27 protein-coding genes are annotated in these 25,688 nt (G+C 35.2%); 16 read left to right on the forward strand and 11 right to left on the reverse strand.

Translation table 11 applies throughout. The annotated features are described in order from the left end of the window. Position 1 precedes the first annotated feature (1 nt). The 6 genes from UH1x_RS03925 (at position 2) to UH1x_RS03950 (ending at position 4,971) form a co-directional block, all read left to right on the forward strand. The gene (locus UH1x_RS03925; RefSeq protein WP_482625236.1) at positions 2–655 is read left to right on the forward strand and encodes a hypothetical protein; all 654 of its coding nucleotides are present in this window, start codon (positions 2–4) and stop codon (positions 653–655) included. Further along, positions 652–1,815: a hypothetical protein gene (locus tag UH1x_RS03930; protein ID WP_482625238.1), complete on the forward strand. Its 1,164-nt coding sequence runs from the start codon at positions 652–654 to the stop codon at positions 1,813–1,815. The genes UH1x_RS03925 and UH1x_RS03930 overlap by 4 nt, the downstream gene beginning before the upstream one ends. Before the next feature lie 4 nt (positions 1,816–1,819). Further along, on the forward strand, positions 1,820–2,992 hold the full coding sequence (locus UH1x_RS03935) for a T9SS type B sorting domain-containing protein (protein WP_482625240.1): 1,173 nt from the start codon (positions 1,820–1,822) through the stop codon (positions 2,990–2,992). 129 nt (positions 2,993–3,121) lie between these two features. Beyond that, complete coding sequence (locus UH1x_RS03940) at positions 3,122–3,856, forward strand: M15 family metallopeptidase (RefSeq protein WP_482625242.1); 735 nt, start codon at positions 3,122–3,124, stop codon at positions 3,854–3,856. A gap of 39 nt (positions 3,857–3,895) precedes the next feature. After that, positions 3,896–4,666, forward strand: coding sequence for a M48 family metalloprotease (locus tag UH1x_RS03945; RefSeq protein WP_482625243.1), 771 nt, complete (start codon positions 3,896–3,898; stop codon positions 4,664–4,666). Between the two features lie 137 nt (positions 4,667–4,803). After that, positions 4,804–4,971, forward strand: a complete 168-nt coding sequence (locus UH1x_RS03950; protein WP_482625245.1) for a DUF6747 family protein — start codon at positions 4,804–4,806, stop codon at positions 4,969–4,971. Between the two features lie 104 nt (positions 4,972–5,075). Here UH1x_RS03950 and UH1x_RS03955 read toward each other — a convergent pair whose 3' ends face one another. Together UH1x_RS03955 and UH1x_RS03960 are read right to left on the reverse strand one after the other, a co-directional pair. After that, on the reverse strand, positions 5,076–5,462 hold the full coding sequence (locus tag UH1x_RS03955; RefSeq protein ID WP_482625247.1) for an ankyrin repeat domain-containing protein: 387 nt from the start codon (positions 5,460–5,462) through the stop codon (positions 5,076–5,078). Between the two features lie 197 nt (positions 5,463–5,659). Next, positions 5,660–6,052 carry an ankyrin repeat domain-containing protein gene (locus tag UH1x_RS03960; protein WP_482625248.1) on the reverse strand — a complete coding sequence of 131 codons (393 nt, stop codon included), beginning with the start codon at positions 6,050–6,052 and terminating at the stop codon, positions 5,660–5,662. Positions 6,053–6,275: 223 nt separating this feature from the next. Between UH1x_RS03960 and gpmI the strand changes: the two genes are divergently transcribed. The 3 genes from gpmI to UH1x_RS03975 are packed head-to-tail and all read left to right on the forward strand — an operon-like array spanning position 6,276 to position 9,416. Beyond that, positions 6,276–7,793 carry a 2,3-bisphosphoglycerate-independent phosphoglycerate mutase gene (gene gpmI, locus UH1x_RS03965; protein WP_482625250.1) on the forward strand — a complete coding sequence of 506 codons (1,518 nt, stop codon included), beginning with the start codon at positions 6,276–6,278 and terminating at the stop codon, positions 7,791–7,793. A 30-nt stretch (positions 7,794–7,823) separates the two neighbouring features. Further along, complete coding sequence (map, locus tag UH1x_RS03970; protein ID WP_482625252.1) at positions 7,824–8,642, forward strand: type I methionyl aminopeptidase; 819 nt, start codon at positions 7,824–7,826, stop codon at positions 8,640–8,642. A 9-nt stretch (positions 8,643–8,651) separates the two neighbouring features. Then, positions 8,652–9,416 carry a class I SAM-dependent methyltransferase gene (locus UH1x_RS03975; protein ID WP_482625254.1) on the forward strand — a complete coding sequence of 255 codons (765 nt, stop codon included), beginning with the start codon at positions 8,652–8,654 and terminating at the stop codon, positions 9,414–9,416. On the opposite strand, the gene UH1x_RS03980 is transcribed toward UH1x_RS03975, so the two are convergent. The 8 genes from UH1x_RS03980 to UH1x_RS04015 form a co-directional block, all read right to left on the reverse strand. Beyond that, positions 9,417–10,430: an FAD:protein FMN transferase gene (locus tag UH1x_RS03980; protein WP_482625255.1), complete on the reverse strand. Its 1,014-nt coding sequence runs from the start codon at positions 10,428–10,430 to the stop codon at positions 9,417–9,419. Beyond that, positions 10,427–10,789, reverse strand: a complete 363-nt coding sequence (locus UH1x_RS03985) for a Na(+)-translocating NADH-quinone reductase subunit F (protein ID WP_482625257.1) — start codon at positions 10,787–10,789, stop codon at positions 10,427–10,429. The genes UH1x_RS03980 and UH1x_RS03985 overlap by 4 nt, the downstream gene beginning before the upstream one ends. Before the next feature lie 74 nt (positions 10,790–10,863). Beyond that, positions 10,864–12,171, reverse strand: coding sequence for an NADH:ubiquinone reductase (Na(+)-transporting) subunit F (nqrF, locus tag UH1x_RS03990; protein ID WP_482625258.1), 1,308 nt, complete (start codon positions 12,169–12,171; stop codon positions 10,864–10,866). 2 nt (positions 12,172–12,173) lie between these two features. Continuing rightward, a complete protein-coding gene (gene nqrE / locus UH1x_RS03995; RefSeq protein WP_482625260.1) occupies positions 12,174–12,935 on the reverse strand; it encodes an NADH:ubiquinone reductase (Na(+)-transporting) subunit E in 762 nt (253 codons plus the stop codon). Between the two features lie 20 nt (positions 12,936–12,955). After that, positions 12,956–13,603 (reverse strand): NADH:ubiquinone reductase (Na(+)-transporting) subunit D, encoded by a 648-nt coding sequence (locus UH1x_RS04000; RefSeq protein WP_036156129.1) that lies wholly within the window; start codon positions 13,601–13,603, stop codon positions 12,956–12,958. A gap of 1 nt (position 13,604) precedes the next feature. Then, positions 13,605–14,357 (reverse strand): Na(+)-translocating NADH-quinone reductase subunit C, encoded by a 753-nt coding sequence (locus tag UH1x_RS04005; RefSeq protein WP_482625261.1) that lies wholly within the window; start codon positions 14,355–14,357, stop codon positions 13,605–13,607. 2 nt (positions 14,358–14,359) lie between these two features. After that, positions 14,360–15,640, reverse strand: a complete 1,281-nt coding sequence (locus UH1x_RS04010; protein ID WP_482625262.1) for an NADH:ubiquinone reductase (Na(+)-transporting) subunit B — start codon at positions 15,638–15,640, stop codon at positions 14,360–14,362. A 3-nt stretch (positions 15,641–15,643) separates the two neighbouring features. After that, a complete protein-coding gene (locus tag UH1x_RS04015; RefSeq protein WP_482625263.1) occupies positions 15,644–16,993 on the reverse strand; it encodes a Na(+)-translocating NADH-quinone reductase subunit A in 1,350 nt (449 codons plus the stop codon). A gap of 152 nt (positions 16,994–17,145) precedes the next feature. Here UH1x_RS04015 and UH1x_RS04020 point away from each other — a divergent pair, with 152 nt between their 5' ends. From UH1x_RS04020 to UH1x_RS04040, 5 genes are all read left to right on the forward strand, one after another. After that, a complete protein-coding gene (locus UH1x_RS04020; RefSeq protein ID WP_482625264.1) occupies positions 17,146–18,387 on the forward strand; it encodes a type IX secretion system plug protein in 1,242 nt (413 codons plus the stop codon). Positions 18,388–18,413: 26 nt separating this feature from the next. Continuing rightward, entirely contained in the window at positions 18,414–19,538 is a 1,125-nt protein-coding gene (locus UH1x_RS04025; protein ID WP_482625266.1) for a DUF3667 domain-containing protein, read from the forward strand. 5 nt (positions 19,539–19,543) lie between these two features. Further along, positions 19,544–19,930 carry a Co2+/Mg2+ efflux protein ApaG gene (gene apaG / locus UH1x_RS04030; protein WP_482626484.1) on the forward strand — a complete coding sequence of 129 codons (387 nt, stop codon included), beginning with the start codon at positions 19,544–19,546 and terminating at the stop codon, positions 19,928–19,930. Between the two features lie 81 nt (positions 19,931–20,011). Continuing rightward, complete coding sequence (gene pruA, locus UH1x_RS04035; RefSeq protein WP_482625267.1) at positions 20,012–21,640, forward strand: L-glutamate gamma-semialdehyde dehydrogenase; 1,629 nt, start codon at positions 20,012–20,014, stop codon at positions 21,638–21,640. Positions 21,641–21,755: 115 nt separating this feature from the next. Then, positions 21,756–22,268: a DinB family protein gene (locus UH1x_RS04040; RefSeq protein WP_482625268.1), complete on the forward strand. Its 513-nt coding sequence runs from the start codon at positions 21,756–21,758 to the stop codon at positions 22,266–22,268. A gap of 295 nt (positions 22,269–22,563) precedes the next feature. On the opposite strand, the gene rsmG is transcribed toward UH1x_RS04040, so the two are convergent. Next, positions 22,564–23,199 carry a 16S rRNA (guanine(527)-N(7))-methyltransferase RsmG gene (rsmG, locus tag UH1x_RS04045; RefSeq protein ID WP_482625270.1) on the reverse strand — a complete coding sequence of 212 codons (636 nt, stop codon included), beginning with the start codon at positions 23,197–23,199 and terminating at the stop codon, positions 22,564–22,566. A gap of 120 nt (positions 23,200–23,319) precedes the next feature. Between rsmG and UH1x_RS04050 the strand changes: the two genes are divergently transcribed. Beyond that, positions 23,320–24,420: a fatty acid desaturase family protein gene (locus tag UH1x_RS04050; RefSeq protein ID WP_348351188.1), complete on the forward strand. Its 1,101-nt coding sequence runs from the start codon at positions 23,320–23,322 to the stop codon at positions 24,418–24,420. A gap of 15 nt (positions 24,421–24,435) precedes the next feature. Next, positions 24,436–25,626 carry a pyridoxal phosphate-dependent aminotransferase gene (locus UH1x_RS04055; protein WP_482625272.1) on the forward strand — a complete coding sequence of 397 codons (1,191 nt, stop codon included), beginning with the start codon at positions 24,436–24,438 and terminating at the stop codon, positions 25,624–25,626. Positions 25,627–25,688 lie beyond the last annotated feature (62 nt).

Here is a 25,688-nt window from a genome sequence, read left to right on the forward strand (position 1 = left end):
TATGAGTTTATTTAAAAATATCACATATACTATAACACTTCTTTTTAGCATAGTAACCTACGCCCAATTAGATAGCGGATTACTTGTTGGTTTAACAACGGGCACTACTAGCGAAATTAATGCAACGACAAACGCTGCTCAAGGCGCTCTAGTTTTTAACACAGACGATAATAAAGTGTATGTTTTTGATGGCAGTTCGTGGAATACGATGGAGAGAAAAAACACCTATGCCGGAACTTTCAGAATTACTGGTACCGGAGCTATTACCATTACCGGAATCCCTTTTCAGCCTACATCTATTACATTTTCCGCGTATGCCAATGTTGAAGATTACAACTTAGACGCTGATAATGGAACCATAAACAATGAAACAGGTTTACCTAATGCTTATGGAAGCATGAGTGGTTTCGCAAGAGATGACGATGGATCGTTTGCTGAACAGGTTATATATAATGGAGGTAGCGGTAATTCTATAAACGACATTTCAAGATACGCCTCTAGTACACACTGTATAGGTTTACGATATTCAAATCAAAATGGAGATAACTTAGGTTTAACCACAGCAACGGTAACTAGTTTTAATGCTGATGGATTCAGTTTAAATGCCGACAATTTTGCTGATGGTGTAGTTGTAATTTTTGAAGCTTATAAATGATAAAAAAAATACTGATTATATTATTAATTTCAATTGCCAGGTTAGGTTTTTCACAAGCACCTACCGCAGGTGACTTGGTAGCTATACACTCGGCTACTTTAGCTGAAATAAATGCAATTGTAAGTCCGCACGAGGGATCATTAATTTACAATTCCGATGACAGCTTTCTGTATCAATTTACAGGTAGTTCATGGCAAAAACTTACCCCAGAGGGGAATGAAACTAAAATAATATCTGACGGAAATGTTAGCATATCCGGTTCAGGGACTTCGGCAGATCCCTATATTGTATCGTCATTTAAACCAACTTTTACTACCAACCCTGATGGTTCTTTTACATTTTCTAATGGTGTTGACCCAGATGTAGACTTCTTGCCAACTGTTCCAGGTAATACTCCTATTGTTTCAAATTCTGATGCCGGAACCGGCAATTGTACTTTATTCGGAACTAATGAAACCAGAAATGTTATCATTCAAGGTGCCTACTTTGACGGTGCTTCTACAGTTGCTATTACAGGACAGACAGTAAATTCAGTAGTTATTAACAGTTCTTCTCAAATAACTGCAAATGTTACTTCTGGTTCTTCGTTTGGCAACTATGATATTACAGTAACTAACAATGCGGGTGCCAGCACATTAGTTGGAGGGTTTGTACTGCAGGCATCAACAAATCTAACTACCAATAGTATAGCCATTGCAGATATGGTCCTGACAGGCTCTATGACCTATGATGGAAATACACTGACAAAGACAGCTACTGCTGGTTGGAATGCGCAAGGATATTCTCCAGCACATGCAATTAGCGCAACAACTGGCGGTCACTTAGACTGGATTGCCGATCAATCTAACAAATACGTTATGATCGGTTTAAGTACTACCCCTTCTACAAGTGCATCCTATACTAATTTAGATTACGCCATGTATATGGTAACGAACAGCAATATTCAAATTAGAGAAAACGGAGCAAGCTTAGGCTATGTTAGCGGTTATTCTGCAGGAGATAAGCTAACCATAAATATAGATTGTCTAGGTAACGTAACTTATTTGAAGAACGATATTGTCATATTTTCTTCATCTAAAAAAGCTACCAACCCACTGTATTTTGATTCGTCATTTCACGGTGTAGATGCCTCTATTTCTAATATAACAATGACCTACTAAAATCATGAAATTATTCAAAATCATATTTGCCTTCTTACTACTACAAAATACAATTGTAGCACAAGATGCAGTGCATAATCATGGTAATATTCAAATTCATGATGATGGAATTGTTGGTTTTCATATGGATGTTATCAATAATGGTGCATTTAATCAAAACAAAGGACTAGTAGGTTTTTATTCTTTTGATAAGGCTTTGACCATTTCAGGCGGGTCTAATCCTATTTTTTACGATTTTGAAGTTGCAGTAGATTATGACCTGTATATTGATAATACTGTAGGAGTTCAAAATAACGCAAACTTTATTGTGGGCGATATTGTTACATCAAGAGCAGCATCCGAAATAAATATAAATTTTATAAATGATTCCTTTTATACAGGAGAAGCTAATTTCACAAAGGTTGATGGCTACACTGCCATTAGTAATAAATCTAAATTTACATTTCCAATAGGGCATTTTGATAAAATACGTCCTTTGACCATAGAATCAACCACTGCTAACGATTACGCAAAAGCTGCTTACTATTATGAAGACCCAAATACACCAAGTGTATTTGCAACAAGCTTTAGTACGTTCATCAAAGAGAATGAAGCATTAGCTATTAGTGAATATGAATTTTGGCATTTAGAAAGTATGATCCCATCAAAAGTGACCTTAACTTGGGACGAAGAAAGTTATGCTCACTTATTTGGAGTTGACATTACAGATATAAAAGTGGTAGGCTGGAGTGTTGATGATAAAATTTGGGTTGATTTAGGCAATACAAATGTTGAAGGTGATTTTACCAATGGTTCAATAACTTCCGAAGAATTTATACCTAGCGATTATGAAATTATAACTATTGGCGGTAAAGCTGACCTTTTAGGAGTCTTAGATAACATTATGTTAGATAATTATTACATGACTCCTAACGGTGATGGTATAAATGACTTCTTAGAGATTGAAGGTATTGAAGGTTCACCAAATAACGAATTACAAATTTATAATAGGTATGGTAGACTCGTTTTTTCAATGAATGGATATAGGGATCAGTTTACCGGCATTTCTAATGTAAACAGCGTAGTAACTAGAAATACCGGCCTACCTTCAGGCATCTATTTTTATATTGTAAAACTGAATGATTTAAAATATAAGCATCAAGGCTATTTATATCTTACCTCCTACGCGGAAAATTGATGTTAAATTCTATTCCACTCAATATTTATTACTTTTACTTTAAGATTGCATGATTTACAACTTTCAAAAGTTTTTCTCTTTTGGTATAGTTTGGCAAATCTTTTGCATTGAATAACACAACATATAATTATGCAGAGAAGAACATTTATCAATAGAAGTAGTTCGGCAGCTTTAGCCCTTGCCCTTGCCCCTAATTTCTTTATACAAGAAGAAACCGAGTATGGTATATTAGAACTCATGGGCAAAGAAGATATTAAGTTGTACGGTAAAGACATCAATCTTAGAAAAGAAGCTCATGATGCTTTTCTGGAAATGAAGAAGGCCGCATATAAAGATGGTATTGATCTAAAAATAGTTTCAAGTTTTAGAAGTTATGATAGACAAGCAGCTATTTTTGAACGTAAGTTTTTAAGATATACAGATGACGATGGCATGAACCCAATAGATGCTATTAATAAAATAATAGAATATTCTACTATACCTGGTACCAGCAGACATCATTGGGGTACAGACATTGATGTAGTAGACGGCTATAGAAAAGTGGACGGGGATGTATTGGTGCCTCATAAATATGAAGGTGACGGCCCTTACGTAGATTTTAAAAAGTGGATGGATGAAAATTCTGAAACTTATGGCTTTTTTCTAGTTTACACAGACGAACCAAAAAGAAGAGGTTTTAAATATGAGCCTTGGCATTACAGCTACGCCCCTCTATCAGTACCAATGCTTGAACAATTTAGAAGTAAAAATGTCGCTTCAATTATAATTAGAGAAGATTATTACGGGGCAGAGCATTTTACCATGAACTTTTTAAAAACGTACATTCAAAATAATATATTAGATATCAATAGAAACTTATTATAAGCATTTCGTACATTAGAACCTGTACAATAACACATTACCATGAGAAGAGGAAGTTGGAAAATTAGAATATTTATCGGTTTGGCAATTGTTGCCTTTGCATTTATACAAAAATGTAGTAATACCGAAGAGAACCCATATACAGGTCGCTCGCAACATATTACCATGTCTTCTGATCAAGAAATCGCTATTGGTTTACAAAGTGCCCCAGAAATGGCACAACAACATGGCGGGCTCTACCCTGACCAACGTTTACAGGCTTTTGTGGAATCTGTTGGTAATAAATTAGTTGAAAACAGCATAGCACGAGAAACACCATATCAATATGATTTTCATTTGTTGGCAGATGACCAAACTATAAATGCCTTTGCTTTACCGGGCGGACAGTGTTTTATAACCTATGCATTATTTTCCCAACTTAACGAAGCTCAACTAGCCGGAGTTCTTGGTCATGAGATCGGTCATGTAATAGGTAGGCATTCCGCAGAAAGAATTGCAGACAGCCAAACATGGCAAACCGCTACTATGGGCGCCACAGTTGGTGCTGGAGATATGGGTAGTATACTAGGAAGCATAGGTCAGAATACCTTATTAAAAAATGGTCGTGGTGATGAATTAGAAAGCGATGAACTAGGCGTACTATTTATGATTCAATCTGGTTATGATCCTTATGAAATGATCAAGGTGATGGAAATTTTAAAGGCAGCAGGTGGTCCAAACCGTACTCCCGAGTTTCAAAGTACCCACCCTGATCCTGAAAATAGAATCGAAAAAATTAAAGAAGCTATAGACAAGTACAAAAACCAAGGTTAATCGGTTTTTTTATACACTTGGTCTATATGACCATACTCGGTACATATATTTGTATACATTTGCCGAAGTCCCAAGTTAATATTACCATTTATCATTTACCTTTTATAGCTATGATTTAATCATAGAAGAACACTATAATGGGAACAATTACACATTTCAGAAACTTGTACGTGCAGGCGTTTGAGAACTGTAGGCCAATAATATTGGTTACACTTTTAAAAGTCTACTCTGTATTTTGTGCCTTAATGATATTTTCGGCAATGTATGCATTTGTTGTCAGAGCGGCAAATGGATTTGATTTTTAATTCGTTTTACTCTTTTACCTGAACACTATTTGGAGTAGAATTATTAGTATTAAAAAAGGCTCATTGAAATTTCAATGAGCCTTTCTTTAGTTTGTTCTTTACAATTAAGAATCTTGTTTTATTACCTCTAACACATCTTTTGCATTAGACATCTTAGCGTAATCTTTAGCGGTATAACCTTGGTCGCTTTTAATACTTAAATTAGCACCATTCAACAATAACACCTTTAAAACTTCTGACTTATTATATCTGGCAGCGTACATTGCAGGTGTTAGCCCCAAAGACTTTTCATTTAATTCTTCCCCTATAGCGATAAGACTTCTAACTTTGTCAATATCCCCCTTCATTACCGCCTTGCACAATGAGCTAATTTCATCATTTGCCGAAACTGATATAGTTTCGTTTAAATTGATAAGATTATTTGTATTTGCATAAGCCCCAGTTAAAGTGAACACGCTAATGAATAACAAAATTGAAATTGAATTTTTCATAATATTTATGTTGTTTTAATTAATAATTTTATTGATAACGTAAATTTACGTATACAATTATATTAATAACACTATTTTAAGAAAGAAATAATAAATATTTAACAATTCGTAAATATAGAAAAATCCCTATGACCCATTATATTTAAAAACCAGGCATAAGGATTCGTATGTACAAGTAGAGAAAAATCAGAATAGAATTAACTTCCTATCGACGTTTCGATTAATTTGAGAGCCTCTGTGGCATTAGATAATTCAGCATATCGCTTTGCTGTATGTCCATGACTACTCTGTATTTTTAAATCGGCTCCATTCTTAATTAAGATCTGTAATATTTCAACTTTATTGTAACGTGCGGCAAACATTACAGGTGTCATTCCTAAAGATTTTTGATTTACATCCTCCCCTAAATCTATTAAACGACTCACAGTTTCCAAATCGCCCTTTATTACCGCTTTACAAAATGAGCTGATATCAACTCGTGATACAAGGTCAATTTCAGTTGTTGTTGAAAGATTTGTATTTTCTGCAGCCATTACTGTCGTGCCCATGGTAAGAGCTACCATAGATAATGTTAGAATTACTTTTTTCATGATGATTAATTTTAATTGATGAGTACAATAGTGTACAAATAAAAGACGCCGGTCAGCACAAATTGTTTCATCCTTTAACAATGTTATAACTAAACTTTAACAAACAAATCTTCATTGAAATTGGAAAAATGTTGTGTTACGCTATCAAAATAAAAAAGGTAGGTCATCTAGTAGCTTAACTTGGTAGATCATAGTATTTTTGTACTCCTAAAACCTTATGAAGATGAACAAAAAAGTAATCTTAATGATATTAGATGGATGGGGTAAATCTCCTGACCCATCCGTATCTGCCGTAGATAAAGCCAATACTCCGTTTATAGATAGTTTATATACCAAATATGCTAATTCTAACCTTCTTACAGATGGTATGAATGTAGGGCTACCTGAAGGACAAATGGGTAACAGCGAAGTTGGTCATATGAATTTAGGTGCCGGCAGAATTGTCTATCAAGATTTGGCTAAGATTAATAAGGCGGTTAAAGAGAATACTTTAAGTTCTGAACCTGTTTTAAAGAGCGCTTTTGAATATGCTAAAAAGAACAATAAAGATGTTCATTTTTTAGGTCTTTTAAGTGATGGTGGCGTTCATAGCCATACCAATCACATTAAAGGGTTAATTGCTGCGGGCAAAGAATCTGGAGTTGAAAACATGTATCTACATGCGTTTACAGACGGTAGGGATGTTGACCCAAAAAGTGGAAAAGGTTTTTTAGAGGATATTGTACACTTTGGTGCTGATAAAAACACAAAACTAGCTACGGTTATTGGTAGATATTACGCAATGGATCGCGACAAAAGATGGGAACGAGTTAAAGAAGCTTATGATGTTATTGTAAATGCAGAAGGAGAAAAATCTACTGACATTGGCAAAACTATTCAAAAAAGTTATGATGCCGATATCACAGATGAATTTATAAAACCTATTGTAATGACCAATACAGATGGTACGCCTGTAGCATCTGTAAAAGAAGACGATGTTGTTATCTTCTTTAATTTTAGAACGGATCGTGGAAGAGAATTAACACAAGTATTAAGTCAGGTTGATATGCATGAACAGAACATGCACAAACTAAACTTGTATTATGTTACGTTAACAAACTATGACGAGTCTTACAATAATGTTCACGTTGTTTACAATAAAGATAATATTGTTGAGACATTAGGAGAGGTTTTAGCCAATGCTGGCAAAAAACAAATACGTATTGCCGAAACAGAAAAGTATCCACATGTTACTTTCTTTTTTAATGGTGGTAGAGAAGTTCCTTTTGAAGGCGAATCGCGTATACTATGCCCGTCGCCAAAAGTTGCTACATATGACCTTCAGCCAGAAATGAGTGCTTATGAAATTAGGGATAAAATTATTCCTGAAATTCAAAAAGGAGATGTTGATTTCATTTGTTTAAACTTCGCAAATCCTGATATGGTTGGTCATACAGGTGTTATGGAGGCTGCAATAAAAGCTTGCGAAACGGTAGATGAATGTGCTAAAGATGTCATTACAGCAGCTATAGATAAAGATTACTCTGTTATTGTTATTGCAGATCATGGCAATTGCGAAACAATGGTTAACAAAGACGGCACTCCAAATACGGCACACACTACTAACCCTGTTCCATTAATTTTAGTGGATAAAGATATTCACCAAATTAAAGATGGTGTTTTAGGAGATATAGCACCTACAATCTTAAAATTAATGGGTGTAGAAAAATCAAAATATATGACCCAAAATTCATTGGTTTAAATTTGGGCACAACCGAAAGTAATTCGTTTTATGATTAAATTAAAAACAGCCGAAGAAATTGAATTAATGCGTGAAAGTGCACTGATTGTTTCTAAAACATTAGGAATGATTGCCTCTGAGGTAAAACCAGGAGTTACCACACTACAGTTAGACGCTTTGGCTGAAACTTTTATCCGCGACCATGGTGCAGTGCCAGGTTTCTTAGGCTTATATGATTTTCCAAATTCTCTATGTATGAGCCCAAATGCTCAGGTGGTACATGGTATTCCAAATAACACCCCTTTGGTTGAAGGGGATATTATTTCTATTGATTGCGGAGCTTTAAAAAATGAGTTTTACGGAGATCATGCGTATACTTTTAAGGTAGGAGAAGTTAGTCCTGAAATTGAAAAACTACTTGAGGTCACTAAAAAATCGTTGTACGTAGGCATACGAGAATTTAAAGTTGGTAACCGTGTTGGTGATGTTGGATATGCTATCCAAAAATTCACTGAAGATCACGGATATGGTGTGGTACGAGAATTAGTAGGTCATGGTCTTGGTAGAAAAATGCACGAAGGTCCAGAAATGCCAAATTATGGAAGACGTGGCAGAGGAAAGAAATTTGTTGAGGGAATGACCGTTGCCATTGAACCTATGACAAACATGGGAACAAAGAACATTAAACAACTTAAAGATGGTTGGACAATTCTAACGGCAGATGGTAAACCTAGCGCTCACTTTGAACATGATGTTGCTATTGTAAACGGAAAACCAGAGTTACTTTCTACCTTCAAATACATTTATGAGGCATTAGGTATTGTTAGTGATGAGGAAGATGAGTTTACTTCATCTACCATGAAAAGTTAGAAAATACAGATGAAGAAAATTTTTAAATTTTTTCTTAACCTTGTTCCAAGGCCTGTATTAATTTCCCTTAGCTATTTGGTAAAGCCTTTCTTTAAAGCATATTACCGTGGTAGCACTTACGAAGACCCTATTGACGGAAATACTTTTCGTAGCTTTTTACCTTATGGATATGAAAGTCCGAGAGAAAATGTACTTTCTCCTTCCACTCTATCTTTAGAACGTCATCGCTTGCTGTGGTTATTCCTGAAAGAGGAGACTGATTTTTTTACAGCTCCGCTGCATGTATTACATTTTGCACCAGAGCAAGCTTTCTATAAAAGATTTAGAAAACTAAAGAATCTAAATTACGTTACCACAGACCTTAATTCACCATTGGCAGACGTCAAGGCAGATATTTGCAATCTACCATTTGAAGACAATACATTTGATGTTATTCTATGTAACCATGTATTAGAGCATATACCAGATGACACGAAAGCAATGTCTGAATTATATAGAATTCTTAAACCTGGTGGTTGGGGTATTTTTCAAATTCCGCAAGATTTGAACAGAGAAGCGACTTATGAAGATGATACCATAACCGACAAAGTTGAACGCGCTAAAATATTTGGCCAATATGATCACGTTCGTATTTATGGTAGAGATTACTTTGATAAATTAAGAGATATAGGTTTTACGGTAGAAGAAATAGACTTTACCAAAATTATGAGCCAAGAAAAAATAGATAGATATCGTTTAGCTCAGGGAGAAATTATTCCGCTTGTAAAAAAATAGCTATTTAACTACAACCGATTTAAAACCTTCTGTTGAAAACTCTTGTGTATTGCCATTCTCGTCTACATAAATGATATAAGCTTCTAACTTTTCATTTTCATTAATACGTTTAAAAGCATCATCTATATTCATAGCCATAAATGCAGTAGCATACGCATCGGCAGTAGCACAATTATCAGCTAAAATGGTAACCGCAAGCGTATTTGAAATCTGTGTATATCCTGTTATTGGATTTACGGTATGCACAAACTTTTTACCGGTTTCTTCATCTACCCTATACTTACGGTAATTACCTGAAGAAGCTAATGCTTTATCGTTTAAATGAATTAGTATTTTAGTAGCTCTACTCCCTTCCATTTCAGGATCATCAATACCAACTGTCCAAAACTTATCTTTAATTGTATTTTTACCTTTTGCAACCAATTCACCACCTACTTCTATAAGATAATTATCAATACCTTTAGCATCTAACATAGCCGCTAACCTATCTATAGCATATCCTTTTGCAATGGCGTTAAAATCCAAATAGATATTAGGATTAGCTTTTACAATACGATTATTATCATCTAAAGTAATTTTATCCAACCCAACAAAGTTCAACAAACTATCAATTTTTAAACTGTCCATAGAGATTTGGCGTTCAGGTCCAAAACCCCAAGCGTTGACTAACGTACCTACTGTAGGATCAAAGAAACCGCCAGTTTCTTGATGTATGGATTTAGATAGATTCAATACCTCTTGAAACATCCTATCAACAACAACGGTAGTATCTCCGCTATTAATTCTTGAAATATCGGACTCGGGAATATAAGTTGACAAAGATTGATTTACTACAGCAAATACTGAGTCTATTTCACTCTGTAAATCATTTTTTTCAGAAGTAATGGAGATAATATTGTAAGAAGTACCAAGGGCTCCGCCAGTATTCTGATTGCGTACATAATCTCCCTTATCCTGTTTACATGACTGCAAAGAGCCTACAGTTACTAAAATAGCTAAAATGTATCTTTTCATATCTCAACCAGACCATCATAGTCCACTATATATTCTTCATCTAAGTAAACCGGTAAATTGTGATCTGTAGCATTAACCAAACCTACCCCTGCATAAAATGTGGTAGCTTCAAATTTAATGGCATGATCCTTCATTTTTTTAAGGTCAGACATAAAGAAGTCCATTTCCTTTGGGTCGCCAGGATATTCAATAGCCTTTACAACAACAAAGCGCATCTTTTTGTCCTTAGTGCACACAAATTGTGGATTCTTACGCAATTCACTATTAACGGCTAAAAATTCAAATCCCGCTTCTTCCAATTGTTTTCCAACAATATTCATGGCTAAATTATGAAGTTCTTGTTCTGTTAGTACATGCATTTAAATATCTTTTTTATAAAAAAACCGATACATTACATATCGGTTTTTATACTATTTATTTAAGACTTAAAAGATTATCCTCCAAAGTCATCAAAACGTATATGCTCATCTGGAATACCGAAATCCTCACCCATCTTCTGAACAGCTTTGTTCATTAATGGAGGTCCACAGAAATAAAGTTCAATATCTTCTGGAGACTCATGAAGGCTTAAGTAGTTATCAATTACACAATTGTGAATGAAACCAACAAAACCATCACCAGGAGCATCTATATTCTCTTTCACTTTCCAGTTATCCTCTTCTTGAGGCTCTGAAAGTGCCAAGTAGAACTTGAAATTAGGAAATTCTTCCTCTAATTTATAAAAATGATCTAAATAGAATAATTCTCTTTTAGAACGACCTCCATACCAATACGTTACCTTACGATCCGTTTTTAATGTTTTGAATAGGTGATATAAGTGAGAACGCATTGGCGCCATACCTGCACCACCACCTACGTAAAGCATTTCTGAATCTGACTCATTGATAAAGAACTCACCATAAGGTCCAGAAATAGTACAATCATCACCAGGCTTTAGGTTAAAAATATAAGATGATGCAACACCAGGGTTTACATCCATCCAACCATTTTTAGCACGATCCCATGGTGGAGTAGCAATACGAACATTCAACATAATCTCTCTACCTTCTGCAGGGAAAGAAGCCATTGAATACGCTCTTTCTACCGTTTCTGGGTTCTTCATTACCAAAGGCCAAAGGTTGAATTTATCCCATTCTGCCTGGAATTTATCCGGAGTTTCATGTTCCTCTGGGTGTGCTGTAATATCAATATCAGAATATTTAACCTCACACTCAGGAATTTCAATTTGAATATAACCACCGGCTTTGTAGCCCATATCCTCAGGAATCTCAACTACAAATTCTTTAATGAAAGATGCTACGTTATAATTACGAACAACTTTTGCAGGCCATTTCTTAATACCAAACACCTCTTCTGGAATGGTAATCTCCATATCTTGCTTCACCTTAACTTGACAGGCTAAACGAGCACCATGGTTCAATTCTTTTTTAGAGAAATGAGGAGTTTCCGTAGGCAAAGCTTCACCTCCACCAGAAAGCACGTGACATTCACATTGAATACATGTTCCACCACCACCACAGGCAGATGGTAAAAATACTTTTTGGTTACCTAAAGTAGATAGCAAAGATCCACCAGATGCAACTTCAATTTTCTTTTCTCCATTAATCGTAATGGTCACTGGACCAGATGGAGAAAGTTTTTGTTTGGTAAACAGAAGCAATGCCACTAACACCATCAACAGTATTAGAAATGCGACAACAGTTATTAGTATTGTTCCGCCAGTACTTGCAGCTAAAATCATATTTATTTGTTTACGTCGTTATAAGAAATCACCTTTTCGTCAATTTCTTCGTTCTTATCTACTACTACTTCTTCTACAGGAGTCACTATTTCTGGTTGAACCGCCTGATTTACTTGTTCGTTAGCTTCTTCAGTTTCATCTCCACCGCCGGTTAACATACCTCCAAAACTTTGAAAGCCGATACCCATTAAACCAGTAATAATAAATGTAATACCTAAACCTCTTAAAGGAGCAGGAACATTACTATATCTAATTTTTTCACGAATAGCCGCAATTGCTAAAATTGCCAAGAACCAACCAATACCAGAACTAACTCCATAATTAAATGCCAATCCGAAGGTTTCAATTTCTCTTGCCTGCATGAATAAAGAACCACCAAGAATTGCACAGTTTACCGCAATCAATGGTAAGAAAATACCCAATGAGTTATATAAAGAAGGTGAGAATTTCTCTACCACAATCTCTACCAGTTGTACCATTGTTGCAATGGTAGCAATGAATAGGATAAAAGATAGAAAGCTAAGGTTGTAATCCGCATATTCAGGACCCAACCAAACTAAGGCTCCGTCTTGTAATAAATACTTATCTAACAACCAGTTCATTGGTACAGTTACCGCCAATACGAATATAACAGCTGCACCTAAACCAACCGCAGTAGCTACTTTTTTGGATACCGCTAAATAAGAACACATCCCTAAGAACACGGCAAACACCATGTTATCGATAAAGATGGACTTAAAAAATAATTCTACATGTTCTAACATAATTTCTACTTAAATGTCGTTTAATTTTCTTCTACAAGCGCAGGGTTTCTTGAACGTTGTACCCAAATAATGATTCCAACTACGATTAATGCCGCTGGCGGAATAATCATAAATCCATTATTCTCATAACCTGTAGCATATAGTCCTGTTTTCTCGATTGGATCTCCTAATACAGGAATACCGAATAATGTTCCAGAACCTAATAGTTCCCTAAAGAAACCGACTATTATTAAGATTACACCATAACCTAAAGAGTTACCAATACCGTCTAAAAATGAACGCCATGGTCCGTTTGCCAATGCAAATGCCTCAAAACGCCCCATAATAATACAGTTCGTAATAATAAGACCAACAAATACCGCTAAGGTTTTACTTAACTCATAAGCAAAAGCTTTTAGTACCTGATCCACAATAATTACCAACGTTGCAACAACAATAAGTTGAACGATAATTCTAATTTTTGATGGTATAATATTTCTCATTAATGAGATTACCACGTTACCTGCACCTAATACGAACATTACAGAAATTGCCATCACCAACGATGCTTTTAATTCTGCTGTAATTGCCAATGCAGAACAAATACCTAATACCTGTATAGTAATTGGGTTATTGTCCGCTAATGGATCCGTAATAAGATTTGTATCTTTTTTTGATAGTAGTGCCATATTACTTTACTCTAATTGTTTCTAAATAAGGTTTGTATAATTTGACAGTTTCGCTGATCATAGCTGAAACACCGTTACCGGTAATGGTAGCACCAGCTAAGGCATCTACTTCATTATCATCTTTTGTTTTGTTCAATGGATCATTGTTACCCTTAGCAACAGAGATACCAGCATATTTGGCACCATCAAGAATGGTTTCCCCTTTAAAATCGTCCATGAAATAACGCATTTTAATGTTAGCACCAAGACCTGGAGTTTCCCCTTTGTGATCAAAATATACACCTTGAACAGTCATTGTATCATCTAAGGCGATAAAACCCCAAATAGCATCCCAAAGACCTTTACCGTACATAGGAACGATATAGAACTTCTCACCATCTTTTTCTCCAATGAATACAGGTAATTTATAATCCTCACCCTTTTTCATGGCAGCTAATTGCTTTTTTAAATCAATCAAATAAGCTTCATTGTCCTCAGTGATTTTATCACCCTGTATAACCAATTGCTCTTTGACGTAACTAGCAAACTCATTTTCAACAACATCTGTTGGAATGAAGTTAACACTACCCGTATCATCTCCATTTTCATTAACACCCATAGCGTAAAGAATGTTTTGCTGCTTCTCAAAACGTTCATTCTCTTTGATGTTAGGACTTAAAAATGAAGCCAAAAACGCAAGTATTGACCCAACTACCACAACCATAACAGCAGCAAAAACTACTGTATAAACGTTACTATCTGTCTTTAGTGCCATAATTAAACTGTTTCAGCTTTAAGTTCTTCTGCCTTACCATCTGAATCTTTTGGATAGATAGTTGCATTTTTTAATCTGTTCATTCTTCTCTTAATATTACCCCTAACAACATAATGATCAATTGTTGGTGCAAATACGTTCATTAAAAGGATAGCCAAGAAAACTCCTTCTGGGTACGCTGGGTTGAATACACGAATCATCACAGAGATAAACCCTATAAAGAAACCATAATACCATTTCCCCTTATTTGTTTGTGAACCAGTTACAGGATCGGTAGCCATATAAACGATACCAAATGCCAAACCACCTACAATTAAATGTTTCCAGAAATCGAAACTCATTAAACCATAAAACTTACTTGATTCGCCAACCCAACCTAAATCAACAACTTGGTTGAATATTAAGCCCATTACCAATGAACCTATAACAGCACTTAGCATTATTCTCCAGCTAGCAATTTTTGTAAATATCAAAAACAAACCTCCTAATAGAATAAGAAATGTCGATGTTTCACCTACTGAACCTGGTATAAAACCGAAAAACATATCTGAAACAGAATAGGTCATTTCAGCTCCTTTATTCTGAGCCAAATATCCTAAAATAGTTTCACCGGATATCGCATCGACGTTTGCGCCAGCTAATATTTCTTCTGAACGTTCACGTGCTCCGTAAACCCAAACCTTATCACCACTCATCCATGTCGGATAAGCAAAGAACAAGAATGCTCTAATTGTTAATGCCGGATTAAGAATATTCATCCCCGTTCCTCCAAATACTTCTTTACCTATAACTACACCGAATACCACAGCAACGGATAACATCCAAAGTGGAGTATCAATAGGAACTATTAACGGCACTAACATACCGGTAACCAAATATCCTTCCTCAACTTCGTGTCCTTTAATTACCGCAAAAATAAATTCCACGATAAGACCAACTGCGTAAGAAACCACTACTAGTGGCAATACCTTGATTATTCCGATCCAGAAATTATCCCAAGTAAGGAAATCGTTCATTAAAGAAAAATCTGCCGGAAAACCATTAATAGCAGAATAGTGTTGATAACCTGCATTGAACATAGAAAATATCAACACTGGTACTAGTGCCATTATTACCGTGTTCATTGTACGCTTTAAATCATCTGCAGATTTAACATGTGTACCACCTGCATGAGTAGTCTCATCTGGCGAAAACAAAAAAGTATGAAAGGCATTAAAGGCAGGAGCCATTTTCTTACCCTGATACTTCAGTTTAAGTTCGTGTAATTTGCTTTTTAAACTCATTTCTTATCCTATTTCTTTTTGCAATAAATCTAACCCCTCACGAATAATCTTCTGGTGTGGTTGTTTAGAAATACATATAAACTCAGTTAACGAAAAATCTTCTGGAGCTACTTCATACAAACCTAATTGCTCCATTTCATCCAAATCCTTAACCATACAAGCCTTTAAAAGCTGCATTGGAAAAATATCCATCGGAAAAACTTTTTCATATTGTCCCGTTACCACGAAAGCCCTATGCTCACCATTGGTATTGGTATCTAAATCATATTTTTTATTTGGTTGCATCCAAGAGAAAGTCAATGCCCTGGTTGCCGAAATCTTATTGAAAACCGGTTTATTCCATCCAAACAACTCATAATCGTCTCCTTCCGGAATTACCGTTACCGTATTATTATAGTATCCCAAATAACCGTCTGGCTTACTTTTAGACCCCGTAAGCACATCTCCGTTTATAACTCTAAAATTTTCTTCGTTTACACCACTAGCATACAAAAACGTAGAAATCTCCGCTCCTATTTTAGTTGTATAATATTTAGGTGCCTTAACCGATGAACCTGCAAGAGCTATTGTACGCTCCGCATTGAATTTACCTGTCAATAAATATTCACCTATAATAATTAAATCTTGAGGTGTTACTGTCCAAACCAATTCTCCTTTATTAATAGGATCTAGTTTATTAATCTGTGTTCCAACCAAACCTGAAGGATGTGGTCCAGAAACATTATGCAGTTCAACACCATTCATTGAGGATAACGGTGATTTACCTGAACCTACGGATACATGAACCTTACCGGGTGTCAACTTACCCAAAGCAGTAATTGCCGTTTGCAATTCTTTTTCCTTACCCTGCAAAACATAATCCAAATCTGCCTGTAAAGGTCCACTTGAATAACCGGAAATAAAAATTGATTTCGGCGTAGTATCAGGATTAGCAACTACATCATAAGGTCTTTGCTTAATAAATGGCCAACAGCCACTTTTCAACAAAACTTCCTTCAACTCTTCTTTAGATGCCTTTTCAACATCTAATGCTGAACCTGAAAACGATTCTTGAGTTTTATCCGCCAATATCTTTAAGGTCAAAATACGTCTTCTATCCCCTCTTTCAATCTCTATAAGCTCACCACTTACAGGAGAAACAAAAAGCATGTTTTCCATGTTCTTGTTATAAAACAAAGGTTCTCCCGCTTTTACCTCGGCACCTTGTTTTACCATCATTTTTGGAGTAATTCCGTGAAAATCACTTAACTGTATTGCGTAAACATTACTTAAAACAGCTTTTGAAGTAGTCTGTTCTGCGGCGCCCACCAAGTTAATGTTGAGCCCTTTCTTAATTCGAATGTCTTTTGACATGTGCGTTTAGACCTTTAGGTTATCAAAATTTGAGCAAATTTAAGTACAAAAAGTTCGTTTTCATAATTATTGTCCCATAAATTAGACAATAGAACGAGGTATATTTTTTAGGCACCCTTTTTGTTTACCTTTACTTAAAAAAACGGGGTATAATGCGCATTTTCTTCAAACATTTTATTTGTCTATTATTTTTACAAAATTTAGTTGCACAAGTTCAGACAGAGATAAATCCGCCAGAAAACATAAAATCCATTGTTTTCAAAGGACCTACTGAAGATCAATTTCCCGTAATTAAAATAGGAGAACCTATTTATCTTGAGTTCGATGACATTTTAGCCAATGAGCAAGACTACTATTATAAGGTAATACATTGCGATTATGACTGGACACCTTCTTCCCTATTGAAATCTCAATATATTGATGGTGTGGACAACCAACGCATCACAGATTACGAAAACAGTTATAGCACTTTACAGTCATATTCTAATTATCAACTGACTATACCCAATGATAATGTTAGACTAAAAGTTAGCGGTAATTATTTAATAGAAATTTACAACAGCTACAACGAACTGCAGTTTTCAAGAAGGTTTGTAGTTTACAAAGACATTGTTTCTGTAGCTACGGAAGTAAAACGTTCTAGAGATTTTAATTTTATCAATGAAAAACAAGTGGTTCAATTCAGTATTACTTCTGGCTCGTTAAGATTAATAAACCCAAAGAAAGAAGTAAAAGTAGCCATTCTTCAAAATCATTATTGGCCAACGGCCATTACCGATATTGCACCACAATATACCATGGGAAATGAACTAGTTTATAAATACGACCAAGAAACTGCTTTTTATGGTGGTAACGAATATCTACTTTTTGACACTAGTGACCTTAGAGCACCAAGCTCACAAATATCAAGTATTGACCTGACCGACCTTTACAACCATTACTTGTTTTCTGACAATTTCAGAAACGACAAACCTTACACCTATTTTCCTGACATTAATGGTGATTTTGTCGTTAGAACCTTACAGGGTGATAATGCCTCTAGAGAAGCTGAATACACCAATGTTTATTTTAGCCTACCCTACACTGAATTCATAGCCCTTGATGATGTTTATATTTTTGGGAAATTCAACAACTATGCATTAACCAATGAAAATAAGATGGTCTACAATGAAAAAAATGGGATGTTAGAGGCTACCTTAAAAATGAAACAAGGATTTTACAATTATAAATACGCTGTTAAAAGCGGTGATAATATTAAATTAAACGGCGTTGGAGGGAACTTTCATTTTACCGAAAACACGTACTTGGTACTGGTATATTACCGAAACTTTGGAGACATGTACGACAGTATTATCGGTATTGGATCTGCTAATTCTAGAAATATCACCAACTAGCTGTATATTTACGTTTTTCATCATTTATGGAAAACAAACCAACCACTCAACCCAAAGGAAGATTTGAACTAAAATACAGAGGTGTAGACTGCCTAAATTGTGGTCACCCGCTGGAATTAAGTGACAAGTACTGTCCCAATTGCTCACAAGCAAACAGCACAAAGAAACTTACTCTTTTAGATTTTTTTGAAGAATTTCTTGCAAATTACTTCTCTTACGACTCTAAATTATGGAAAACGTTAACCGCTTTACTTCTAAGGCCAGGTAAAATAACAAGAGAATATATTAGTGGCAAACGCCTTACTTACACCAACCCTTTTCGCTTTCTATTAAGCTTATCTATTATTTATTTTTTGATTATTAGCTTCAACAGCGAATTTGAATCTTTTAATAAGTATGGTTACAACAATCAAAAACCAATTTTCGACCTGAACAAAGAGTTTGAAAAAATTGAATTTGACAGCGAAGAGGAAAGGCAATTAGCTTTAGTTCAAATGGATTCGCTTAAAATGAACAAGTTTTTTAAAAACGAAATCAGCGATAAAGATTCGACCATTTTAAATAATCCGAAGAAATATTTTAAAGAAATAAACACCGAAGAATTAACACGTAGATTTTTTGGAAAAATAGACTTCTTCAATACCATTATTAAACACGACACTATCTATTATTTTGAACAAGGTGTAACCAAATTTGAAATACCTGAAAACAGGGAAAATGAAATGTCTTTTAATTTAGCCAATAGTTTGGTAGATATAGAAAAAAGACCCGGGACGTTCGTAAACTCCTTAATTTCAAAACTGCCATTCACTACGTTTTTCTTTCTACCGTTCTTTTCTTTTTTCATATGGATGGTCTATATCAGAAAAAAATACACTTATACCGATCATTTAATCTTTAGTTTTCACAATCAGTCATTATTATTTATCTTGCTCATTGTTAGCAATTTGATCAACGCAGTGTTCAATATTAGTAGCGAAGGATTGTTTATTTTAATATTCGCTATTTACCTTTACAAAGCAATGCGCAATTTCTATCAACAAGGAAGAGTTAAAACGGTTATAAAGTATCTTTTCCTAAACACTATATTTTTTATCTTAGGGGTATTAGCAATAACCATATTAATAGCACAAAGCGTATTTACATATTAAATATGATGATAACACAGGTTACTAAAGGCATAAAAATTTCGGTTCAAACTACTTTTGAAGGCACGTTCTTCAAAAACTACAAAATGCATTATGCATTTGGGTACACTATTACTATTGAGAACCAAAGTAAAGACGCCGTACAATTAACCTCTCGTCATTGGAAAATATACGACTCCCTAAATGATATGGAAACTTTAGACGGTGAAGGTGTTATTGGTAAGAAACCAGTAATTCAGCCAGGGGAATCTCACACTTACAATTCTGGTTGTTTACTTACTTCGCCTATTGGCGCAATGAAAGGACATTATAACATGGTTACCATGGATAGTGCGGAGAAATTTAGAGTCTATATTCCTACTTTCAAATTTAGCGCGCCTTTTGCTTTAAACTAAATCCAAATACACCTCCAATAGTTTTTAGTCCAATACCCTTTTAGTACCTTTGGTTAACTTTTTAATATAAAAATTTAGACAATGGGTAAAGGATTTTTTCAAGTTCCTGCAGCATTTAACGAACCAATTAAAGGCTATGCTCCTGGATCTCCTGAAAGAGAAGCAGTTTTGGAACAATATAAAGCATATTTCAACGACAAGATAGATGTACCTATGTACATTGGTTCTGAAGAGGTACGCACTGGCAACACCAAGCCAATGTCCCCACCACACGACCACAAGCACATTGTTGGTACTTACCACACCGCAAACAAAGAAAATGTACAGTCTGCCATTGATAATTGCTTAGCGTCAAGAGATGCATGGGCAAACTTAACTTGGGAGCAGCGTTCTGCAATTTTCTTAAAAGCAGCCGAGCTGATTGCCGGACCTTACCGTGCAAAGATCAACGCGGCCACTATGATCGCACAATCTAAAAACATTCACCAAGCGGAAATAGATGCCGCATGCGAGTTAATTGACTTTTTACGTTTTAACGTAGAATACATGTCTCAAATTTATGCCGAGCAGCCAGATTCTGCCGAAGGTATTTGGAACAGAGTGGAATATCGTCCACTAGAAGGGTTTGTATACGCTATTACGCCATTTAACTTTACGGCTATAGCCGGTAACCTTCCTGCAAGTGCTGCTATGATGGGTAACGTTGTGATATGGAAACCAAGTGATTCTCAAATTTTCTCAGCAAAAGTTATTGTTGATATTTTCAAAGAAGCAGGTTTACCTGACGGAGTTATAAACGTAGTGTACGGCGACCCTGTTATGATTACTGATACTGTACTAAGTAGCCCTGACTTTGCCGGACTACACTTTACGGGTTCAACACATGTCTTTAAAGAACTTTGGAAACAGATAGGAAACAACATACACACCTACAAAACATACCCTAAAATAGTTGGTGAAACTGGTGGTAAAGATTTTATTCTTGCACACCCTACCGCTAACACTAAACAAGTAGCAACGGCTATATCTAGAGGTGCATTTGAATTTCAAGGTCAAAAATGTAGTGCTGCCTCAAGAGTATATTTACCAAAATCTACTTCTAAAGAGATTCTAGAATTTGTTAAAGCGGATATTGCATCTTTCAACAAACCAGGTTCGCCTGAAGATATGAGCAACTTTATCACCGCTGTTATTCACGAAGGTTCTTTTGACAAATTGGCAAAGTACATTACGCAGGCTAAAGAAGATGAAAATGCCGAAATATATGCAGGTGGTTCTTTTGACAAATCTAAAGGGTACTTTATTGAACCAACGGTTATCTTAACAACAGATCCTAAATACACTACTATGGAAACTGAATTATTCGGTCCTGTAGTTACAATTTATGTTTATGATGATAAAGATTGGAGCGAAACATTACAATTAATTGATGGTACTTCTGAGTACGCACTTACTGGCGCTGTACTTTCACAAGATAGATATGCTATTGACGAAGCTACAAAAGCATTACAAAACTGTGCAGGTAACTTCTATATTAACGACAAACCTACAGGTGCCGTTGTTGGCCAACAACCATTTGGTGGAGCAAGAGCATCTGGAACAAATGATAAGGCTGGATCAGCTCAAAACCTTTTACGTTGGGTTTCTCCAAGATTGATCAAGGAGACTTTTGTTACCCCTGTAGATTACAGGTATCCGTTTTTAGGATAAAAAAAAGCAACTTTAAAGGCTGAATGTAAATTCAGCCTTTTTTTTGATATAGCGCTACTTTTAGCTTAAATTACATGTATTACAAATTACTTTTAACAACCTTAACACACTAATTATGAAAAAGTTATTACTCGTAGTAGTCTTATTTGCAGGCTGCTTTTCTTATGCACAAGAAGAACTAACACAAACCACGATTAAAGCAGTTTTAGCTGGAAATCAATCTCAAGTGATACAACTAGCCGAAGCTTTCCCTGAAGATAAATATGATTGGAGACCAGCAGAAGGCATCAGTTCCGTGGGCGAAGCTTTGCTACATGTTGCGGGTGGTAATTATTTTTTAGCTTCTAAATTAGGATTTGCACCACCAGAAGATGTTGATGTTATGAATCTTGGTAAAATCACCGGAAAAGAAAACATCATTGCAGCACTTAAAAAATCAAACGAATTCGTTCTTGAAAATATCATTAAAGTAGAAGATGGAACTTTAAACGACGAAGTTGATTTCGGTTTTATGAAGTCTAACAAATTAGGCGGACTATTAGCTATCATGGAGCATAACGGAGAACACAAAGGTCAACTTATTGCCTATGCAAGAAGTAATAATGTGGTACCACCATGGAGTAAATAAGCTTTTATAAATCCTAAAAAAATGCCCGTTAACTAAAAAGTTAACGGGCATTTTATATTAATTAAGAAACATTAACACCTAACGAATACAATATCAATGTAAATTTAACGTTAATTAATTGTAAACTCAGGGTAATTTCCCGAGATTTGTACCTCACTTAAAATCAATTGTTTATGACTATCGATAGTATTAGATTACACATTACATGCATTCAGATTCACACTTGGAATTATTTAAAAGAGTTTGCCCGTAAATACAAGAAAGCTTATTACAGTTCTTTTCTACTTTAAAAGACTTACCCTTTATACTTTAACGGCAAATAGACCATTTTCTTTGTCTCAAAGAAATCTTCTTTAAAATAATCGGTCAAATTATAAATTTCAGCCGTTCTATAGTCTTTTAATTCTTCCTTTAAATCACCACCTTTTAAATACAATATCCCATTACGAATAGGGTGTTTAGATTCCTTTTTAATTTTCCCTTTTATCCAATGTACAAAAGTGGGCATAGCAGCCACAGCTCTACTGACAATAAAATCGAATTTACCAGGTATCTCTTCTACCCTAGCGTTTATGGTGGTAACATTTGTTAATTGTAGACCATCAACCACCTCATTTACAACTTTTATTTTTTTTCCTATAGAATCCACCAATGTAAAGTGTACTTCAGGAAATAAAATTGCTAATGGTATACCGGGAAAACCACCACCTGTTCCAACATCAAGTATAGATGAGCCATCCTTAAATTCTATAAACTTTGCTATTCCTAAGGAATGCAAAACATGCCTTAAGTAGAGCTCATCTATATCTTTTCTTGAAACCACATTAATTTTCTGGTTCCAATCTTTATATAATTCCTCTAGTTTTTCAAACAATTGTTTCTGATGTTCAGATAAATTGGGAAAATTTTCAAATATGATTTCAGCAGTCATCCGTATATTTGTAAATAGATATTATTAGTATTATCACTAATGCAAAGATTTAGCTTTTAATTAAGCTATCAAACTATTATAGATTCAATTACATTATATTAAGTAAAAGATTACCGAATTATGGAACAAAATATCATTCGTTTCCCTAGAACAGATTCTGCAAAGTTTTTTAAAACTTTGAACAGTAGAGTTAACGATTATTTTAAAACGAACAAATTAAAGAAAACAGGCAACTGGAAATTACACTTGAAAACCGTGGTAATGTTTGCGCTTTTTCTTGCTCCTTATTTTTTAATACTGACCTTAGGGCTACCTAATTGGGCCAATATTCTTTTAACCATTGTTATGGGTATTGGTATGGCGGGTGTTGGCATGAACGTTATGCATGACGGTAACCATGGCGCTTATTCCAATAAGAAGTGGGTTAACAAACTAATGGGTAGCAGCATTTACATTCTTGCTGGTAACGTATATAATTGGCAAGTACAGCACAATGTACTTCACCATACATATACGAACATTCACGAACATGATGAAGATATGGAAGCGGGCAGAATATTACGTTTTTCTAAACATGCGGAATGGAAAAAACACCATAGATTTCAACACTTTTATTCTGTTTTTCTTTACGGTCTACTAACGTTCAACTGGGCAATTACAACAGATTTTCAACAGATGTACCGTTATATGAAACGCAAATTATCTTATGGTAAATTGCCTAGCGCCACTATGAACTGGAGCACCTTAATCATTACAAAATTACTTTACATAACTATTTGGATCGTATTGCCAATGTTGATTTTAGACATCGCATGGTGGAAGATTTTAATAGGATTCTTTTTAATGCATTATGTTGCGGGGGTAATCTTAAGTGTTGTTTTTCAATTGGCACATATTGTAGATGACGCAGACACTCCTTTACCAGATGAATCCGGTACAATGAAAAATACTTGGGCAATTCACCAATTGTTTACCACGGTTAATTTTGGGACTAAGAACAAGATTGTTAATTGGTTTACCGGTGGTTTAAATCACCAAGTTGAACACCACATATTCCCTAACATAAGCCACGTACATTACACAAATATTTCGAAAATTGTGAAACAGACGGCACAAGAATTTAATTTACCATATCACGAGTATAAAACTACTAGAAAAGCTATAATTTCGCACTTTAAACATTTAAAAGAATTAGGCAAGGAGCCTACATTACAATACTAGAAATTTAAAGCAACCATGAGCAATCAACTTTCGGACAGAATTAACAGCGTTACACCGTCAGCTACTTTGGAAATGGCCGCTAAGGCCCGTGAATTAAGAGCACAAGGAAAAGATATTATTGGTTTGAGTTTAGGGGAACCGGACTTCAACACTCCAGATTATATTAAGGACGCTGCAATACAAGCAGTAAATGATGATTATAATTCCTATACTCCCGTTGATGGCTATGTAGAGCTTAAAAAGGCAATTATCACTAAATTCAAGAGAGATAACAACCTTAGCTATGAACCTTCTCAAATTGTAGTCTCTACAGGAGCAAAGCAGGCTCTATATAATGTTGCCCAGGTTATTTTGAATCCAGGTGACGAGGTTATATTGCCATGTCCTTACTGGGTTAGCTATAGCGATATTGTAAAATTAGCAGATGGTGTACCAGTTGAAGTTTCTACTTCTTTAGAGAACGATTTTAAAATGACTCCTGAACAGTTAGAGACAGCAATTACACCTAAAACAAAAATGCTATGGTATAGCTCCCCTTGTAACCCAAGCGGATCTATTTATAGCAAAGAGGAATTACGTGCACTTGCGGATGTTCTTAAGAACCATCCTCAAATTATTGTAGTAAGTGATGAAATTTACGAGCATATTAATTATGGTGTTACCGCACATGCTTCAATGGCAGAGTTTGACGATATGTATGATCGTACCGTTACCGTAAACGGGGTTGCAAAAGCATTTGCAATGACCGGATGGCGTATTGGTTACATTGGTGCCCCTGCATATATTGCACGTGCAACAAACAAGCTACAAGGTCAAGTGACAAGTGGTGCAAACTGTATTGCTCAGCGTGCCGTTATTACCGCTTTAGAGGAATCACCAGACCGTATCCAATACATGGTAGATGAATTTAAGGAAAGACGTAAATTAATTTTAGGTCTGTTGAACGAAATTGAAGGTTTTAAATGTAATGAGCCTGAAGGTGCTTTTTATGTATACCCAGATGTAACCGCTTATTTTGGTAAAACATTTAATGGTACTACCATTAATAACGCTTCAGATTTTTCAATGTACATATTAGAAGCTGCAAACGTAGCCACCGTAACAGGTGACGCCTTTGGCAACGGAAACTGTATTCGTATTTCTTACGCAGCATCAGTAAAAGAAATTAAAGAAGCTATATCGAGAATAAAAGAAGCATTGAAATAAACCTCAACATCTTTTTAGAACATAAAAAAAGTCCCATCAAATGATGGGACTTTTTTATGCTT

The sequence above is a fragment of the Maribacter sp. UH1 genome (assembly GCF_056839145.1).

Excerpts from the sequence above, each read along its gene's own strand:
- UH1x_RS03925 (WP_482625236.1), top strand. The coding sequence starts at position 2 with ATGAGTTTATTTAAAAATATCACATATACTATAACACTTCTTTTTAGC.
- UH1x_RS03930 (WP_482625238.1), top strand. The coding sequence starts at position 652 with ATGATAAAAAAAATACTGATTATATTATTAATTTCAATTGCCAGGTTA.
- UH1x_RS03935 (WP_482625240.1), top strand. The coding sequence starts at position 1,820 with ATGAAATTATTCAAAATCATATTTGCCTTCTTACTACTACAAAATACA.
- UH1x_RS03940 (WP_482625242.1), top strand. The coding sequence starts at position 3,122 with ATGCAGAGAAGAACATTTATCAATAGAAGTAGTTCGGCAGCTTTAGCC.
- UH1x_RS03945 (WP_482625243.1), top strand. The coding sequence starts at position 3,896 with ATGAGAAGAGGAAGTTGGAAAATTAGAATATTTATCGGTTTGGCAATT.
- UH1x_RS03950 (WP_482625245.1), top strand. The coding sequence starts at position 4,804 with ATGGGAACAATTACACATTTCAGAAACTTGTACGTGCAGGCGTTTGAG.
- UH1x_RS03955 (WP_482625247.1), bottom strand. The coding sequence starts at position 5,462 with ATGAAAAATTCAATTTCAATTTTGTTATTCATTAGCGTGTTCACTTTA.
- UH1x_RS03960 (WP_482625248.1), bottom strand. The coding sequence starts at position 6,052 with ATGAAAAAAGTAATTCTAACATTATCTATGGTAGCTCTTACCATGGGC.
- gpmI (WP_482625250.1), top strand. The coding sequence starts at position 6,276 with ATGAACAAAAAAGTAATCTTAATGATATTAGATGGATGGGGTAAATCT.
- map (WP_482625252.1), top strand. The coding sequence starts at position 7,824 with ATGATTAAATTAAAAACAGCCGAAGAAATTGAATTAATGCGTGAAAGT.
- UH1x_RS03975 (WP_482625254.1), top strand. The coding sequence starts at position 8,652 with ATGAAGAAAATTTTTAAATTTTTTCTTAACCTTGTTCCAAGGCCTGTA.
- UH1x_RS03980 (WP_482625255.1), bottom strand. The coding sequence starts at position 10,430 with ATGAAAAGATACATTTTAGCTATTTTAGTAACTGTAGGCTCTTTGCAG.
- UH1x_RS03985 (WP_482625257.1), bottom strand. The coding sequence starts at position 10,789 with ATGCATGTACTAACAGAACAAGAACTTCATAATTTAGCCATGAATATT.
- nqrF (WP_482625258.1), bottom strand. The coding sequence starts at position 12,171 with ATGATTTTAGCTGCAAGTACTGGCGGAACAATACTAATAACTGTTGTC.
- nqrE (WP_482625260.1), bottom strand. The coding sequence starts at position 12,935 with ATGTTAGAACATGTAGAATTATTTTTTAAGTCCATCTTTATCGATAAC.
- UH1x_RS04000 (WP_036156129.1), bottom strand. The coding sequence starts at position 13,603 with ATGGCACTACTATCAAAAAAAGATACAAATCTTATTACGGATCCATTA.
- UH1x_RS04005 (WP_482625261.1), bottom strand. The coding sequence starts at position 14,357 with ATGGCACTAAAGACAGATAGTAACGTTTATACAGTAGTTTTTGCTGCT.
- UH1x_RS04010 (WP_482625262.1), bottom strand. The coding sequence starts at position 15,640 with ATGAGTTTAAAAAGCAAATTACACGAACTTAAACTGAAGTATCAGGGT.
- UH1x_RS04015 (WP_482625263.1), bottom strand. The coding sequence starts at position 16,993 with ATGTCAAAAGACATTCGAATTAAGAAAGGGCTCAACATTAACTTGGTG.
- UH1x_RS04020 (WP_482625264.1), top strand. The coding sequence starts at position 17,146 with ATGCGCATTTTCTTCAAACATTTTATTTGTCTATTATTTTTACAAAAT.
- UH1x_RS04025 (WP_482625266.1), top strand. The coding sequence starts at position 18,414 with ATGGAAAACAAACCAACCACTCAACCCAAAGGAAGATTTGAACTAAAA.
- apaG (WP_482626484.1), top strand. The coding sequence starts at position 19,544 with ATGATAACACAGGTTACTAAAGGCATAAAAATTTCGGTTCAAACTACT.
- pruA (WP_482625267.1), top strand. The coding sequence starts at position 20,012 with ATGGGTAAAGGATTTTTTCAAGTTCCTGCAGCATTTAACGAACCAATT.
- UH1x_RS04040 (WP_482625268.1), top strand. The coding sequence starts at position 21,756 with ATGAAAAAGTTATTACTCGTAGTAGTCTTATTTGCAGGCTGCTTTTCT.
- rsmG (WP_482625270.1), bottom strand. The coding sequence starts at position 23,199 with ATGACTGCTGAAATCATATTTGAAAATTTTCCCAATTTATCTGAACAT.
- UH1x_RS04050 (WP_348351188.1), top strand. The coding sequence starts at position 23,320 with ATGGAACAAAATATCATTCGTTTCCCTAGAACAGATTCTGCAAAGTTT.
- UH1x_RS04055 (WP_482625272.1), top strand. The coding sequence starts at position 24,436 with ATGAGCAATCAACTTTCGGACAGAATTAACAGCGTTACACCGTCAGCT.